Consider the following 15,867-nt stretch of genomic DNA (forward strand, 5'->3'; position numbering starts at 1 on the left):
ATGGTCAATGATAGAGAACGCTTTTTGGGAGAAGTTATCGGGCAAATTCGCTCAAAGGAAGCGAAGGTAAGTGTTGAAAAAGAATTGAATTATCATCTTAAGGAAGCAAAGGAATATTGGCTGGGGAAAGGGCTGTCGGCTACGGAGGCACAGGAGAAGGCGATTAAGCAAATGGGAGATCCGTATAAGCTTGGTGAGAAGATGAACAAGCTATACCGACCGAAAGTGGATTGGCTGCTTCTTTCCCTGTTAGCAGCAGTGATGATGCTTGGATTTCTCCCGATTTTATCAATGGATTCGTCACAAGTGGAAATACAGGATTCATTTATGCGGAATAGAGTGATTTTTGGTCTGCTAGGCATAGCGCTGGCAATTGGGATTATGTACTTTGACTATCGGAAGCTGCAAAGATGGGGTTGGGCCTTTTATCTGGTTGGTGTAGCTATACTCTATGGGTTACGGCTAATTCCGTCTTATACAATCAATGGGGAACCTTATTTTGGTATACCAATGCTTGGTTCATTCAATTGTTGGATTGCATTGCCGTTCTTTTTCCTGGCTTGGGCTCAATTTTTTCAGAATAAGAAATTGAAAGTTTGGCAGCTTTTTCTTTTGTTTATCTACTCCTTTTATCTTTTCTTAATGGTTCCAGATCTAGCAATCTCATTTATCTATGGAATGACAGTTTTGATTATGTTATGGTGGAGCCATTTAAGTAAGAAAACTGCATTATTTATAACCGCAAGTACGATTACAGCATTCATAATTGGGTTGGTAGCCGTTTTGCCTTCTTTAAAAGGTTATCAGAATGAGCGGATAGCAGCCTATATAAATCCCGAGAAGTATGCAGATGGTTCAGGGTATATGTATGTGCAACTAAGGGAGCTGATGACCGAAGCAAAATGGTATGGAAGCTCTGCTGGCCAGGGTAATGTTCTTCCAGGAACATATTCCGATTATGCATTGGCGGGTCTGACCTCTCATTTCGGGTATGTTGTCACCGTGGCAGTTCTGATTATTCTCCTATTATTTGTGATTCGAATGGGGTATATTGCGATAGGAGCACGCAATAGATATGGAAAGTTACTTGTTATCGGAGCTCTGGCCCTGTTTTCTTTACAATTTTTCTATAATATTGCGATGATATTCGGGTTTGTCCCGATTATGACAATCTACTTACCGTTTATCAGCTATGGCTGGATGTCGACGATTTTGAATGCGTTTTTAATAGGAATTGTACTTAGTGTTTACAGGCGTAAGCATTATGGTGTAATGACAGAAAGAGAGTGCGAGGTCAATTAGGCCTAGCATCCTTTTTAAGCGAGGTTCGGACCAAACCAATTAACATCATCTTCCATAGGCAGAAAATAAGAGTGGGAAATCACGAAAAGGATTTCAGGCTATATTAACGGACAAATCATCGCGGTTAATGGCGGACGTAATATGCTTAGAGGATAATGATATAATCCCATCTGTTAAACACAGGTGGGATTTTTATGTTAAGGTTAACTTATCCCTCGTTATAGTGGGATTTTGGAGCAATGAGCTAATAGGAGTGTTTAATCATGCAACATTTGCAGTTCGAAAAATCGTGGGATAAAGCGTTATCTGCCCAGGACCGAAGCTATATAGAAAAAGTATTTGTAGAGACAAAGCATCTAAACGGCACAGGTGTAATTTTCTCTCCTATCCGGGAAGCCATCAACCACAAAGAGGCACTGCTTGTGACCGTATTAGTCCATAATTTCACGGATCAGCCGCTTACATTTAATAACACAAGATTACGATACAAAATTCAGGGAGAGGTTATTGCGGAAAATGAATTTACCTTACCTAAGCTTGTGATTCCAAATGAAGTGAGTATGCCATGGACATTTATATTTCCAAAGGAAAGCTACAAACCACAGATTCCTATTAAGAATGGACGATTAGAGGTAGTGTGATTTTCAACTGGAAAAAGAGCCGAAATCAGTTGAATAATATTATATCAAAATTAGTAAAAGTTATTTTAATATAAATAAATTTTATGAAATGTATAAACTTCCAACGGTAATATAAAACGGCTTGATTCAAGTAGGAGTCATCAAGCCGTTTTTATTATCAGGAAGATTTAGCATGAAGTATGACGAGGAATTTTCCATCCTGGACTTCATTAGAGTAACGTTGAGCGTCCTCTTCAGAAAGTCCGATATTCATAAGAGAGTTCAATAATCCTCCTTCACTAGATCGGGCTCCAACTAGTGCACCGCCGAGCATGGTTAAAACAGGACCTGCAGCTAAAATTGCTCCCAAACCTGGGACCAATACAGCCGGTAATCCTGCGAGTGCGCCGGCAATGCCGAGTGCCCCTCCTGTAGCAGCTCCCGCAATAGCTCCATCCATAGTAGACGTTTTTACTTCCTGCGACATCTTGGATAAATCATTTGCTTGGTTAGCAATTACAGATATTTCATCAGTAGTATAGCCTTCCTTTTTAAACTCCTCAATAGCATCTGCTGCTTGTTGTTCGTTCTCATATACGTGAATCACATAATCTCCCATTCTATACCTCCCAATTTCATTAATATGGGTTATTTACCCGTTTTAATATCTTTAGACACTTTTTCCTGGGTGTGCTGGATAGATCGATTAAATTAGAGAGTTCTATTTGTTAAATAAATATATTCAAGCCAGACAAACATTCATATGTAAACAGCTTTTTATCTCTTTAAAATTACGAAAAATAAAATTTAATTCTTAATAAAACAATGAATAACTGAGTAATTTAAAGGTTTTGTATCATCTGTAAACCTAAATGGTTATATTTAACTGTTTTTTTGCATTTTCAGAAGAATTTGAGGTTTCAATGCTCTTTACAACTGGAAAATACCGGAGTAGTATTACTCTCATAATTAAATCATTCTTAATCGCTGAATCTTGAAAGAGCGGGGGAACCACTTTTGTGACAATGTCACTTGGGGTGAATCCTTAACAAGGTAGGGCTACTCTTTTGGCCCGAATCCGACAGCTAACCTCGTAAGCGTTAAGGGAGAGGATGGTGTAACTGGGGAGTCGAAGAAGTTATTTCGACCACAGGGTAGACCTCTGTGGTCTTTTTTGAAATTTAACAATTTAATACGTTAATATCTTAAATCGCTGAGTCTTTTAAAGAGCGGGGGAACCACTTTTGTGACAATGTCACTTGGGGTGAATCCTTAACAAGGTAGGGCTACTCTTTTGGCCCGAATCCGACAGCTAACCTCGTAAGCGTTAAGAGAGAAGGTATTACCTTTGGATTAAAGCCCACTGTGTAATACAGAGGGCTTTTTTGCGCTTTTTAAATGGTAAAATTTAACAAAAATTAAGGGGGAACCAACCAAATGTTACGTATGAGTTATCTGGATATTAAGCTGCTCGAGGAAAAAGCAAAAATAGAGGATGAGAATGCAAGAAGAGCTAGTTCAATCGTTTACCAGAATAACCAGATGAATATTTCATTTTATCCGAAGGTTTCTCTAAAGTTAGATAAAAGGGCAATAAGGCGTGTCCTTTCTATCATTCGATAAACAAATATGGGATATAGAAAGGACAGCTTTATCCTTCAATGAGATTTAAGGGGGATTTAAAAGTGGGAAACGTGCTGATTATCGGCAAAGGCAATCTTTATACATCAGTGATTTCTAGTAATAGCTTCAGAACAAGGGCATTTGATGTATTGTCATATAAGCAATATTTTAAATCTCTTTACAACACGGAAAATGGAAACAGGAGAATAGATAACCAAATTGAAATGGAAAAGGAACTTTTGGTATATAACAAGGTTTATATTATTTCAGATTCCATCAATGAAGGGTTCGAATTGATTACCTTCTTTTCTAAATTGGGTACGAGAAAAATCATTGTTGCGACACAATGCAGCAGGGATTATCAGCTTTACAAGAAGCTCGGCGCCAAACTTGTTTATATAAGTAAACCTGGAAGCAGCTCATATAGTTGGTTAACCAATCACCTTTAACCTTTAGCTGTGGATTAAAAAATTAATTTTATGAAAGGAAGGTTCTTGTGGATTTTATTTCAATTGGATTAGCAGTAGGTTCATTTCTACTATTTTGGGGATTTATCAAATTTTGTGACAATGTGATTGAGGAACGAGGGGTAGAAAAATGATCTTTATAGGAATTGTTGTAGGTGGACTTGCGATTTACTTGGTTGATGCCTTAATTCATCCAGAGAGATATTAATTTATTAAAACACTATGGGGGAAAGAATAATGGATTTTATACAAATAGCATTGGTATTAGCAGTTCTTTTATTGCTTGCTATACCTATGGGGCGCTACATAGCCCGTGCTTTCTCTTTGGAAGAGACAAAGCTTGATCGAGCATTTGGCGGAATAGAGAAAATAATTTATAAGCTGTCAGGAATTTCGCAAGGGAATATGAAATGGAAGCAATACGCAAAGGCTTTATTGGTTAGTAATATAGCAATGTTTGCTATATGTTATATAATCGTTCGTCTACAAGGTGTTTTACCGGGAAATCCAAGTGGGATTGCTTCAATGGATCCGTTCTTATCTTTTAATACAGTAGCGAGTTTTTTAACCAATACTAATTTACAACACTATAGCGGAGAATCAGGATTATCTTATTTATCACAAATGATGGTTATTATCTTTCTGATGTTTACAACACCAGCGACAGGAATTGCTTTATGTATCGCCTTTATGAGAGGCCTGACAGGGCAAAAAAGCATAGGTAACTTTTATGTGGATTTAATCCGTGCCCATACACGTATTCTGATCCCGCTTTCCATCCTGGTTGGAATCGTGCTAGTAGGTCAGGGAGTTCCGCAAACAATAGGGCCGACGATTACAGCTACGACCCTGGAGGGTGCCGAACAGCAGATTGCGCGTGGACCTGTTGCAGCTTTGGAATCTATTAAGCATTTAGGGACTAATGGCGGGGGATTTTTCGGTGTAAACTCTGCACATCCATTTGAGAATCCAACACCACTCACGAACGTTATTGAAATCTTATCCATGTTTTTACTACCAGCTTCACTGCCAATCGCTTTTGGACATATGGCTAGAAGCCGTAAGCAAGGTTGGATTTTATTCAGCGCGATGGGAATTATGTTTCTTGCGTTCTTATCATTAGCCTATTTTAGTGAAGCAAATGGAAATCCAGCGCTTCGAGAAATCGGCCTATCCCAATCAGATGGAAGTATGGAAGGGAAGGAAGTGAGGTTTGGAATTGCCCAAAGTGCTCTATTTACAACAGTTACAACAGCTGCAACGACAGGCACAGTAAACAATATGCATGATACGTTAACCCCGCTTGGAGGGTTGGTTCCATTGGGAGAAATGATGTTGAATTGTGTATTTGGCGGGGACGGTGTTGGAACTGTAAATATTTTAATGTATGCCATTCTTGCTGTTTTCTTAGCAGGATTAATGGTTGGGCGAACACCAGAATTTTTAGGGCGTAAAATCGAAGCGAAAGAAATGAAATTAATAGCCATTACCATTTTAATACATCCATTAATCATTCTGGCTCCATCGGCCATTGCGCTGGCAACAGAAATGGGGTCATCAGCGATTTCAAATTCAGGGTTCCATGGAATCACTCAAGTCATCTATGAATTCACTTCATCTGCAGCGAACAATGGATCAGGATTTGAAGGCTTAGGTGATAATACACCGTTTTGGAATATATCTACAGGGTTAGTTATGTTATTTGGCCGCTATTTCTCCATGATTGCCATGCTTGCAGTAGCTGGATCGTTACTAAATAAAAAACCTGTTCCGGAAACGATTGGTACGTTTAAATCAGATAACATCACATTCATCGTTCTTCTGGTGACTACGGTTTTAATCGTAGGGGCATTAACATTCTTCCCAGTTATCACGCTCGGACCAATTGCGGAGTATTTATCGATTCGCTAATAAAGAAAAAAGAAGGTAAAGGAGTATTCTAATGAACACAAAGCGTAAAGCGGCGATTAATAACGCTATAGTCAAGCGTGCTTTAATAGATGCTTTTAAAAAGCTGGACCCGCGTCTGATGGCTAAAAATCCAGTCATGTTTGTAGTAGAGGTTGGGTTTGTTATCACCCTAATCCTGACCATTTTCCCCACCCTATTTGGAGGGGGAGCGAGTTCAATTTACAACGGGAGTGTAAGTGCAATCTTACTTCTTACCATTCTATTCGCTAACTTTGCGGAATCTTTAGCAGAAGGAAGAGGTAAGGCACAAGCTGAAAGCTTGAAAAAGACAAAACAAGATACAAGTGCCAGATTGCTTTTGAAAGATGGATCAACCAAAATGGTCCAATCAACTGAATTGAGAAAAGGGGATATAGTTGTTGTCAAAGCAACTGAATTGATTCCTGGTGATGGGGAAATTGTAGAAGGGGTAGCCTCTGTTGATGAATCAGCAATAACAGGTGAATCTGCACCGGTTATTAAAGAATCTGGTGGAGATTTCAGCTCAGTCACCGGCGGTACACGAGTAATTAGTGACAGGCTAAAGATTCGAGTGACGACGGATCCAGGTGAATCCTTCCTTGATCGTATGATTCATTTGGTTGAAGGAGCTAAGCGCCAAAAAACACCGAATGAAATTGCATTAAATACATTGCTCGTCAGCTTAACGTTGATATTCTTAATTGTTTGTACGACCCTGGTTCCAATCGCCTCCTATGTTGGAGTGACTATACCAATCGCAACTTTGGTAGCCTTACTTGTTTGTTTGATTCCTACGACGATTGGGGGACTGCTTTCAGCGATTGGAGTCGCCGGGATGGACCGAGTTACTCAATTTAATGTAATTGCTATGTCAGGTAAAGCAGTGGAGGCGGCTGGGGATATTAATACGATAATTCTCGATAAAACAGGAACGATAACCTATGGGAACCGGATGGCTACAGCATTTGTGTCCGTTGGAAAAGCAGATCAAATAGAGCTGAATAAAGCCGCACAAGCTAGCTCTCTTCATGATGAGACTCCTGAGGGACGCTCGATCATTGAGCTGGCAAAAAAATCAGGTGTTTTAGAAACTGTGGGCCATGAAATTGATTCCGAAGGCGTTGAATTTAAAGCGGAAACACGGATGAGCGGAACGGACTTTGCGGATGGAGGGAGAATTAGAAAAGGGGCCGTAGATGCTATTAAAGAATATGTGACCGCTCAGGGAGGGACTGTACCAAAGGATCTTGATAGTAAAACAAAAACAATCGCAATGGAAGGTGGCACACCGCTTGCAGTAGCAGAAGGTAATAAAATTCTAGGCTTAATATATTTAAAAGATACCGTCAAACCGGGAATGAAAGAACGATTTGACGAATTACGAAAAATGGGGATAAGAACGGTCATGTGTACAGGGGATAACCCACTGACCGCCGCAACGATCGCTCGTGAGGCGGGGGTGGATGATTTTATCTCTGAGGCAAAACCCGAAGATAAGATTTCCGTTATTAAAAAGGAACAAGCCGAAGGAAAGCTGGTAGCGATGACAGGAGACGGAACGAATGATGCACCGGCACTCGCGCAGGCTGATGTTGGCCTTGCGATGAATAGCGGAACGATTGCGGCAAAAGAGGCGGCGAACATGGTTGACTTAGATTCTGACCCAACGAAGATCATTGAAGTAGTAGCCATCGGTAAGCAACTGTTAATGACAAGAGGTGCTTTGACTACGTTCAGTATTGCTAATGATGTTGCGAAATACTTTGCGATTATCCCAGCTATGTTTATGGTAGCAATCCCGCAAATAGGGGCACTAAATATTATGAATCTAAATACACCACAAAGCGCGATTCTATCCGCTCTCATCTTTAACGCAATTATCATCCCATTGCTTATACCACTGGCAATGAAGGGTGTTAAATATGTGCCGATGAGTTCTACAAAACTATTAAATCGTAACCTCACGATTTTTGGATTCGGGGGAGTCATTGTTCCGTTTATCGGTATTAAGGTAATCGATTCTCTGCTTATGGTCATGAATTTTGTTTAAAAATAACTAATAAAGTAAAGGTGACGTATACATGTTGAAAAATTTGAGGGTAAGTCTGGTACTACTTCTTATATGCGGGATCATGTATCCTTTGGCGATGACAGGGGTATCACAGCTGATTTTCCCAGCTAAAGCCGATGGCAGTGTGATCGAAGCTAAAGACGGGGATGTGGTAGGTTCTGAATTGATTGGGCAGAGTTTTAAGGATGCGAAATACTTCATGAGCCGTGTATCTTCTATTGAATATAATGCTTCTGGATCAGGGTCAGGAAATTATGCACCATCTAATGAGGATATGATTGAGCGGACTAAAAACGATATAAAGGCATTTTTAGAAAATAACCCTGATGTGCAAAAAGAAGATATTCCGGCAGATCTTTTAACAAATTCAGGTTCAGGTTTGGATCCGCATATTTCACCGATGGCAGCGAAGATTCAAGTACCGAGAATTGCTGATGTCAGGGACATGGATGAAGAGCAATTAGAGTCCCTTATTATAAAAAATACGGATGGAAGGCAATATGGGATATTAGGAGAACCGCGGGTAAATGTATTACAGCTAAATATGGAGCTTGATAGATTGAAATAAGGAAGAAGGAGAAAGGGAGAGTATCGTATACCAGCTCTCCTTTTCTTGTCTGTAGAAAGATAGGGGTGAAAGCATGGTCGAATTTCGCAGAAAAACTCCCGAAGAATTTTTACAATCGATTTATGAAGTGAAACGAGGAAGGCTGAAAATTATTCTCGGGGCGGTTTCTGGATCGGGAAAGACCTATCATATGTTATTGGATGGGAATGTATTGAAGAAGAGATCGATTGATGTTGTGATTGGAATAATCAGTCCATCCAATCGTCCTAAAACAATTGAACAAATCGGGGATTTGGAGACGATTCGACCAATTGAATGGGTGGAGAACGGAAAAGTAAAACAGGATTTAGATATTGAAGCCATTAAAGAAAGAAATCCAGAAGTTGTTCTTGTTGATATCTTGTCACATCGCAACCGCTCAGATGCACCGCATAAGTCAAGACTTGAAGATGTAGTAGAGCTAATGAACCACAATATTAGTGTAATTACAACGATGAACATTTACGAATTAAATGGAGTTAGAGAGATTGTTGAAAAACTGTTAGGCATTAAAGTACAGGTGGATCATTGTGTACCGGATGACACCCTTGCGATGGCAGATGAGGTTAAGCTTTTGGATGTAACGCCTGACCAAATTCTTAATCGTTTACAGGATGGCAACATAGACCGGGTATTAAAAGAGAAATTATTTAAACGAGCAAATTTGGCAGTATTACGCGAGCTTGCCTTACGCCATTTAGCAGGTGAAGTAAATGACGAACTGGATGAATATCGAGAACAGCAAGGATTGATAGGACCATCCGGAGCATCGGAGAGAATTCTTGTTACCGTTCAATATCACTGGAATGGCTCAATTTTAGTACGTAGAGGACAACAAGTTGCCAAACGTTTGGGTGGTGAGCTATTAGTCGTATGTTTCCTTTCACAGGATAGAAAGCTTTCAAAGGAGGAGCAAACCTTTAGAAGATCTATTAAAAAGTTAGTTCATAAAGTTGGAGGTGAGTTTGAAGAATTTTCTATTGCTCGAACGGATGCAGCCGAGGAAATCGTCACCTATGCAACTGACAAGAAAATTACCAAAATTGTAATAGGCCATTCTAAAAGAAGCCGTCTGGAAGAAATCATAAACGGCTCGGTCATTAATAAAATTCTGCGAAGTACGCAAAACATAGATATTTTGGTTGTAGCTGACCGAACAGATAAAAGCGGGAAAAGGGTAATACCTGCTAAATTGGGAGACGACAATAAAACCAATCCATACCGTCGCTTATCAAATCGAGAAGTGGAAGAGCGGATTGGAAAAATGAAGCGTGGACAATTAAAGGTTTATATTGGGGCAGCTCCAGGTGTCGGGAAGACGTATACGATGCTGCGTGAGGCTAACGAGTTGAAGAAAAACGGAATAGATGTCGTAATTGGTTTGCTTGAAACACATGGTAGGAAAGAAACACTTGATCAAGTCGGAAGCTTGGAAATGATGCCACGAATGAAAATTAACTATAAAAATGTTGTGATTGAAGAAATGGATGTAGATGCCATTATAAAGAGAAATCCCGAGGTGGTACTAGTTGATGAATTGGCTCATACCAACGTACCAGGCAGCAATCATAAAAAACGTTATGAAGATGTTGAAGAGATTATAAAATCAGGGATTTCGGTCATCTCAACCATGAACATTCAGCATTTAGAAAGTTTAAATGACAGTATTGAACAAATTACAGGAGTGCGGGTACGGGAAACAGTACCCGATCAAGTTCTCCGAATGGCAGATGAGATTGAGCTTATTGATATTTCTCCAAAGGAGTTGCAGCAACGTATGCTGGAGGGGAATATATACGCAAAGGAAAAAGTAGAACAGGCACTGAATCATTTTTTTAAAACGTATAATTTAATCGCATTAAGAGAACTCGCCCTTCGTGAAGTCGCTGATGATGTTGATGAGAGACTAGAATTATTGGAACGTAACCGTACTTTAAGAGGACCGTGGCGAAAACAAGAGGTTATCTTTGTTTGTGTAAATTTACGCGGGAACAGTGAGCGTTTAATTCGACGTGGTTTTCGAACTGCTTATCGGTTGAAGGCTAACTGGTATGTGGGTTATGTAAAGGAGCATTCTGTTCTAACAGACGAAGAACAATCCAAAATAAAGAACTTGCAGTTTTTAACCGAAAGACTGGGCGGGCTTTTTGAACTATACGAAACTTCCCATCGAAGAAAAGTTGTTGAAGAATTGGTAGAACGATTAAATGACAAAGAGGCAACTCAAGTGTTTATAGGACAATCGACACAGACAAGAATGGAAGAGATCGTAAGAGGTTCGGTTGTCCAAAAGCTATTGCGTTTAGTCCGTCATTTAGATGTATTAATCATTGCAGATCAAAAACCTGATAAAAAGATGGACTAAGTTAACCGCCAAATTTAGAAAAGCATATAAACTAATCGGTCGGGCATTCTAAAGCAGAGCAGGAAGTATGAATAACTGATGAGGGGGTAAGCGGTGAATATAGCCTTTTTTCTAATCCCAAAAAGAGAAGTAGCCTTCGTTAAATATGAGTCCACGATGAGACAAGCGTTGGAAAAAATGGAGTTTCACAAATACTCTGCAGTTCCCATTATCGATAACCATGGAAGATATGTTGGCACCTTAACAGAGGGGGACTTACTCTGGAAAATGAAAAACACCCCTGACTTATCATTCGAAAACACCCATAAAACGAAACTGAAAGACATAAAACCAAAGCGTTATAATGAACCGATTCATATTGATGCTGATATGGAAAGTATTCTTTTAAGGGCAATGGAGCAGAATTTTGTCCCTGTTATTGATGACGCGGGCATTTTTATTGGAATTATTAGAAGAAGAGAAATCATAGAATACTGTGCTAAGGGGATTTTCGAGAAAAAAGCATAAAATTAATAGTAATAGTGTACTGTTTAACTTTTATTACCTTTCGCAAGGAATTATTTTATTACCATACAATAAGAGAGTCAAAAGTTAATGTTCAGTATAATCAGCAGTCACATAAGCTTTCTAACACGACTGCCTTGATTATAAGGTAATCTTTTAGAATTGACGGTTTAACAGCCCTATATTCTATAAAAAGTTCATACATACATAAAAAGGTGAATTTAAAAGATTGTTTCCTGTAAAAAAGGGAGCAGTCTTTTTTTATCAATAAGATGTAGTCGGTGTTTCTCGAGGTAAATAATAATTCGGTAATTTCTGAAAAAATAGATTGACAAAAGTAGGAAAAGAAATTATATTTAACTACGTATTGATAATCATTATCAATTAAATTGGGCTATATATCCTTTTAAGGAGGTTTACTATGAATCGCCTCTATACAGATCGTTTGAACATTGGGTACGGGGAAGAATTAATTGTAAAGGATCTCAGTGTAGAAATACCTGACCGGAAAATAACGACAATCATTGGCTCTAATGGGTGTGGGAAATCAACTTTATTGAAAGCCATTACACGCATTATATCTCATCAATCAGGCGACGTCGTTTTGGATGGGAAAAGTATCTTAAGTAATAATACAAAGATTCTTGCACAAAAAATGGCCATCCTTCCTCAGTCACCAGAAAGTGCAAGCGGACTTACAGTAGGTGAACTAGTTTCCTATGGAAGGTTTCCTTATCAAAAGGGATTTGGTCGTTTAACTAAAAAAGATTATGAGGTAATTGACTGGGCACTTGAGGTTACTGGAACGATAGATTACAAGTTTCGTCCGGTAGATGCCCTATCAGGCGGTCAGCGCCAACGTGTTTGGATTGCCATGGCACTAGCCCAGGAGACAGAAATCATCTTTCTCGACGAGCCAACCACCTATTTAGACATGGCTCATCAGTTAGAGGTCTTAGAGCTTTTACAAAAACTGAATCAAGAACAAGCACGTACCATTGTGATGGTCTTGCATGATTTAAACCAGGCAGCACGTTTTGCTGATTATATGATTGCCTTAAAAGATGGCCGAGTTGTAAAAGCCGGGTCCTGCGAGGAAGTGATTACTCCCGCTGTACTCAGAAAAGTATTCCATATTGATGCCCAAATAGGGAGAGATCCACGAACAAATAAACCAATGTGCCTTACTTATAACTTATTAAAAGGAGAACCCAAACATGAAAAAATGGATATTCCCGTTTATGCTGCTCTCAGTGTTAATTATTAGTGCATGCAGCAATAGTTCATCTACAGAGAAGGAAAATGATACAAAAAAAGAAGAAGCGCCAAAAACATTTACATATGAATCAGAAACAGGGCCAGTCGAAGTACCAACAGATCCGCAGCGTGTTGTCATGCTATCAGGATTCACTGGGAACGTGATTGAACTGGATGTGAATTTAGTTGGTGTTGACGTTTGGTCTAAAACAAACCCTACCTTTGAAAAGGAATTAAAGGATGTTGCCGAAGTTTCAGAGGATAATCTAGAAAAAATCATTGAATTGAATCCTGATCTCATTATTGCGTTATCTACTGTTAAAAACGTTGATAAATTAAAGGAGATTGCTCCTACTGTAACCTATACTTGGGGCAAATTGGATTACTTAGCTCAGCATGTGGAAATTGGAAAACTATTAGGTAAAGAGAAAGAAGCAGAGGACTGGGTTGATGACTTCCAAACACGTGCTGCGGAAGCCGGAGAAGAGATTCGCGCCAAAATCGGTGAGGATGCAACAGTATCTGTAATAGAAGCTTTTGATAAAAATTTATATGTATACGGTGATAATTGGGCACGCGGAACAGAAATCCTTTACCAAGCTATGAAATTGAAAATGCCTGATAAAGTAAAAGAGATGACATCTAAGGATGGATACTATACTCTTTCTACGGAAGTACTCTCTGAATACGCAGGAGATTATGTGATTTTAAGTAAATACGCAGCTGCTGATGTATCATTCCAGGAAACTGAAACCTATAAAAATATACCTGCCGTTAAAAATGGACATGTATATGAAATGGAAGGAGACGGTGCTTCCTTTAGTGACCCAGTTACATTAGAGAAGCATTTAGCTTTTTTCAAGAAATCATTTCTTGGTGAATAATTTTCGGGTGGAGGGATTCTAATTGGAATCCCTTTTCCCCTATTCTGACGAAAGAGAAGATGAGTAACTGATGACAAAAGAAATGAAACGTTCTGTCCCCTTTGTCTATAAAATGATTGCCAGTTTGCTTGTTCTTGCTGGGATGTTTGTGGCGGCCATGGTTTTTGGTGCTGCAGATACGACTGTCAAAGATGTATGGCTCGCTCTTACCTCTAACGTGAAAACGGATGAAACTCTTGTTCTGCGAGAGATTCGTTTTCCAAGAGAAGTTGCAGCCATTTTTGTAGGAGCAGCTTTAGCTGTTGCCGGCGCTATTATGCAAGGGTTGACGAGAAATCCGCTTGCTGATCCAGGTTTACTAGGATTGACTGCCGGCGCAAATGCGGCGCTGGCAATTACGCTGGTTGTTTTCCCATCTATTAATTATTTTGGGTTGATGATTGGCTGTTTTATTGGAGCAGCTGTTGGTACAATCATGGTATTTAGTATGGGGTTTATGAAAAAAGGAGGGTTTTCTCCGCTTCGAATCGTATTAGCAGGTGCTGCTGTATCTGCTTTCCTTTATGCGGTTGCGGATGGGGTAAGTATTTACTTTAAGGTATCTAAAAATGTTTCAGCATGGACTTCAGGAGGGTTAGTTGGAACTAGTTGGGACCAGCTCCAGATCATTGTTCCTTTTATTATAGTTGGCATTCTAGTGGCGCTCATTTTAGCAAGACAGCTGACGATTCTTAGTTTAAATGAAGAAGTTGCTGTTGGCTTGGGGCAAAACACGGCACAAGTAAAATTCATCCTTTATGTTGTCATTATCCTTCTGGCGGGTGCATCTGTTGCCCTTGTCGGGAATATGACCTTTATTGGCTTAATGATCCCGCATATTGTACGGGCCATCGTCGGAACGGATTACCGATTTATTATCCCAATGTCTGCCATTGCAGGAGCTGTTTTTATGCTTTTTGCGGATACGCTTGGACGGACCATAAATGCACCATTTGAAACTCCGGTAGCAGCTATTGTAGCTACAATAGGGTTGCCATTTTTCTTGATAATTGTTCGTAAAGGAGGGAAAGCATTCTCATGATTCATCCTCCTTTACTAAAAAAACAACGACTATTTCTTGTTGTTTTATTGACTCTCATTATTGCTACAGCGGTTGTCAGCATGGGGATGGGAGCAGCTGCTTTATCTTATGACCGGCTCATTCCAACACTACTTGGAGAGGGCACGTTTAAAGAAGAGTTTGTTTTATTTTCGATTCGTTTACCAAGAATACTGATTACAGTGTTGGCTGGAATGGCGCTTGCATTATCGGGTGCTATTTTACAAGGTATTACACGGAATGATTTAGCGGATCCTGGCATTATTGGGATTAATTCTGGAGCGGGTGTGGCTGTAGCTATCTTCTTTCTATTTTTTCCGATTGAACCAGGTTCATTTGTTTATATGCTGCCTCTTGTCGCGTTTTTCGGTGCGATCCTCACCGTATGTTTCATCTATTTATTTTCATATACGAAAAACTCAGGGTTGGAGCCGGTAAGGCTCGTGTTAGTAGGCATAGGTTTTTCGATGGCCCTCTCCGGTGCCATGATTGTCCTTATTTCATCGGCAGAACGAGAAAAAGTAGATTTTATTGCTCAATGGTTAGCAGGGAATATATGGGGAACAGATTGGCCTTTTATTTGGGCGTTGCTCCCTTGGTTAGTCATCCTTATTCCGTTTACTTTATTCAAAGCCAATCGTTTAAACCTTCTCGGGATTAGTGAACCTGCAGCTATTAGTGTAGGTGTGTCGATTGAGAAGGAAAGAATCATTTTACTGATCACAGCTGTTGCCCTGGCTGCCTCCGCTGTCTCGGTTACAGGGGGGATCTCCTTCATCGGTTTAATGGCACCGCATATAGCCAAAACTCTAGTAGGACCACGAAACCAATTATTTATCCCACTTGCCATTTTGATTGGGGGATGGTTATTATTATTCGCTGATACAATCGGCCGAAATCTAATTGAGCCTAACGGACTCCCGGCAGGTATTATGGTTGCCCTTATCGGTGCCCCTTATTTTATGTATTTATTATTGAAAAAATAAGCGAATATCCCTTGGGAATCTGCTTATTATCAAAGGTTTCTACTGTTTTGTTATCGGGATGGAAATGATAGCGTTCATTAACTGTGTGTAAATATTAATTCAGAAAATAAAGCTACTGTTCCCTGTAGCAAAAAGAATCAAGAATGCTAA

General features: G+C 39.6%; 15 protein-coding genes and 2 riboswitches. Of the genes, 14 read left to right on the forward strand and 1 reads right to left on the reverse strand.

Annotated features, from left to right (window positions below; translation table 11 throughout):
- Together F7984_RS01545 and F7984_RS01550 are read left to right on the forward strand one after the other, a co-directional pair.
- Positions 1-1,302 (forward strand): FtsW/RodA/SpoVE family cell cycle protein, encoded by a 1,302-nt coding sequence (locus F7984_RS01545; RefSeq protein ID WP_140462265.1) that lies wholly within the window; start codon positions 1-3, stop codon positions 1,300-1,302.
- A gap of 263 nt (positions 1,303-1,565) precedes the next feature.
- Positions 1,566-1,943: an SLAP domain-containing protein gene (locus F7984_RS01550; protein ID WP_140462266.1), complete on the forward strand. Its 378-nt coding sequence runs from the start codon at positions 1,566-1,568 to the stop codon at positions 1,941-1,943.
- A gap of 157 nt (positions 1,944-2,100) precedes the next feature.
- Here the strand turns inward: F7984_RS01550 and F7984_RS01555 are convergent, their stop codons facing one another.
- Positions 2,101-2,541 (reverse strand): general stress protein, encoded by a 441-nt coding sequence (locus F7984_RS01555; protein WP_066109924.1) that lies wholly within the window; start codon positions 2,539-2,541, stop codon positions 2,101-2,103.
- Between the two features lie 356 nt (positions 2,542-2,897).
- Positions 2,898-3,038, forward strand: a riboswitch (cyclic di-AMP (ydaO/yuaA leader).
- Between the two features lie 85 nt (positions 3,039-3,123).
- Positions 3,124-3,263, forward strand: a riboswitch (cyclic di-AMP (ydaO/yuaA leader).
- 96 nt (positions 3,264-3,359) lie between these two features.
- On the opposite strand from F7984_RS01555, the gene F7984_RS01560 reads away from it, so the two are divergent.
- The 12 genes from F7984_RS01560 (at position 3,360) to F7984_RS01615 (ending at position 15,717) form a co-directional block, all read left to right on the forward strand.
- Positions 3,360-3,545 (forward strand): hypothetical protein, encoded by a 186-nt coding sequence (locus tag F7984_RS01560; protein WP_066109921.1) that lies wholly within the window; start codon positions 3,360-3,362, stop codon positions 3,543-3,545.
- Positions 3,546-3,607: 62 nt separating this feature from the next.
- On the forward strand, positions 3,608-3,994 hold the full coding sequence (locus F7984_RS01565) for a hypothetical protein (RefSeq protein WP_066109918.1): 387 nt from the start codon (positions 3,608-3,610) through the stop codon (positions 3,992-3,994).
- A 148-nt stretch (positions 3,995-4,142) separates the two neighbouring features.
- Positions 4,143-4,220: a potassium-transporting ATPase subunit F gene (locus tag F7984_RS19665; RefSeq protein WP_077248205.1), complete on the forward strand. Its 78-nt coding sequence runs from the start codon at positions 4,143-4,145 to the stop codon at positions 4,218-4,220.
- Positions 4,221-4,249: 29 nt separating this feature from the next.
- Positions 4,250-5,923, forward strand: coding sequence for a potassium-transporting ATPase subunit KdpA (kdpA, locus tag F7984_RS01575; protein WP_140462267.1), 1,674 nt, complete (start codon positions 4,250-4,252; stop codon positions 5,921-5,923).
- A gap of 31 nt (positions 5,924-5,954) precedes the next feature.
- The gene (gene kdpB, locus F7984_RS01580; RefSeq protein ID WP_140462268.1) at positions 5,955-7,994 is read left to right on the forward strand and encodes a potassium-transporting ATPase subunit KdpB; all 2,040 of its coding nucleotides are present in this window, start codon (positions 5,955-5,957) and stop codon (positions 7,992-7,994) included.
- A gap of 31 nt (positions 7,995-8,025) precedes the next feature.
- Positions 8,026-8,583, forward strand: a complete 558-nt coding sequence (gene kdpC, locus F7984_RS01585; protein ID WP_140462269.1) for a potassium-transporting ATPase subunit KdpC — start codon at positions 8,026-8,028, stop codon at positions 8,581-8,583.
- Between the two features lie 73 nt (positions 8,584-8,656).
- Positions 8,657-10,987: a universal stress protein gene (locus tag F7984_RS01590; protein WP_140462270.1), complete on the forward strand. Its 2,331-nt coding sequence runs from the start codon at positions 8,657-8,659 to the stop codon at positions 10,985-10,987.
- Positions 10,988-11,080: 93 nt separating this feature from the next.
- Positions 11,081-11,494, forward strand: a complete 414-nt coding sequence (locus tag F7984_RS01595; RefSeq protein WP_066109903.1) for a CBS domain-containing protein — start codon at positions 11,081-11,083, stop codon at positions 11,492-11,494.
- 418 nt (positions 11,495-11,912) lie between these two features.
- Complete coding sequence (locus tag F7984_RS01600) at positions 11,913-12,758, forward strand: ABC transporter ATP-binding protein (protein WP_066109900.1); 846 nt, start codon at positions 11,913-11,915, stop codon at positions 12,756-12,758.
- On the forward strand, positions 12,709-13,632 hold the full coding sequence (locus tag F7984_RS01605; protein ID WP_066109895.1) for an iron-hydroxamate ABC transporter substrate-binding protein: 924 nt from the start codon (positions 12,709-12,711) through the stop codon (positions 13,630-13,632). The genes F7984_RS01600 and F7984_RS01605 overlap by 50 nt, the downstream gene beginning before the upstream one ends.
- A gap of 70 nt (positions 13,633-13,702) precedes the next feature.
- Entirely contained in the window at positions 13,703-14,713 is a 1,011-nt protein-coding gene (locus F7984_RS01610) for a FecCD family ABC transporter permease (RefSeq protein WP_140462271.1), read from the forward strand.
- Complete coding sequence (locus tag F7984_RS01615; RefSeq protein ID WP_066109889.1) at positions 14,710-15,717, forward strand: FecCD family ABC transporter permease; 1,008 nt, start codon at positions 14,710-14,712, stop codon at positions 15,715-15,717. The genes F7984_RS01610 and F7984_RS01615 overlap by 4 nt, the downstream gene beginning before the upstream one ends.
- Positions 15,718-15,867 lie beyond the last annotated feature (150 nt).

It is taken from the genome of Pradoshia sp. D12, from assembly GCF_008935075.1.
GTDB lineage: Bacteria > Bacillota > Bacilli > Bacillales > Pradoshiaceae > Pradoshia.

Coding starts and splice junctions, on each gene's coding strand:
- F7984_RS01560 (WP_066109921.1), top strand. CDS start 3,360: ATGTTACGTATGAGTTATCTGGATATTAAGCTGCTCGAGGAAAAAGCA.
- kdpB (WP_140462268.1), top strand. CDS start 5,955: ATGAACACAAAGCGTAAAGCGGCGATTAATAACGCTATAGTCAAGCGT.
- kdpA (WP_140462267.1), top strand. CDS start 4,250: ATGGATTTTATACAAATAGCATTGGTATTAGCAGTTCTTTTATTGCTT.
- F7984_RS01545 (WP_140462265.1), top strand. CDS start 1: ATGGTCAATGATAGAGAACGCTTTTTGGGAGAAGTTATCGGGCAAATT.
- F7984_RS01610 (WP_140462271.1), top strand. CDS start 13,703: ATGACAAAAGAAATGAAACGTTCTGTCCCCTTTGTCTATAAAATGATT.
- F7984_RS01550 (WP_140462266.1), top strand. CDS start 1,566: ATGCAACATTTGCAGTTCGAAAAATCGTGGGATAAAGCGTTATCTGCC.
- F7984_RS01590 (WP_140462270.1), top strand. CDS start 8,657: ATGGTCGAATTTCGCAGAAAAACTCCCGAAGAATTTTTACAATCGATT.
- F7984_RS01605 (WP_066109895.1), top strand. CDS start 12,709: ATGAAAAAATGGATATTCCCGTTTATGCTGCTCTCAGTGTTAATTATT.
- F7984_RS01555 (WP_066109924.1), bottom strand. CDS start 2,541: ATGGGAGATTATGTGATTCACGTATATGAGAACGAACAACAAGCAGCA.
- kdpC (WP_140462269.1), top strand. CDS start 8,026: ATGTTGAAAAATTTGAGGGTAAGTCTGGTACTACTTCTTATATGCGGG.
- F7984_RS01600 (WP_066109900.1), top strand. CDS start 11,913: ATGAATCGCCTCTATACAGATCGTTTGAACATTGGGTACGGGGAAGAA.
- F7984_RS19665 (WP_077248205.1), top strand. CDS start 4,143: ATGATCTTTATAGGAATTGTTGTAGGTGGACTTGCGATTTACTTGGTT.
- F7984_RS01615 (WP_066109889.1), top strand. CDS start 14,710: ATGATTCATCCTCCTTTACTAAAAAAACAACGACTATTTCTTGTTGTT.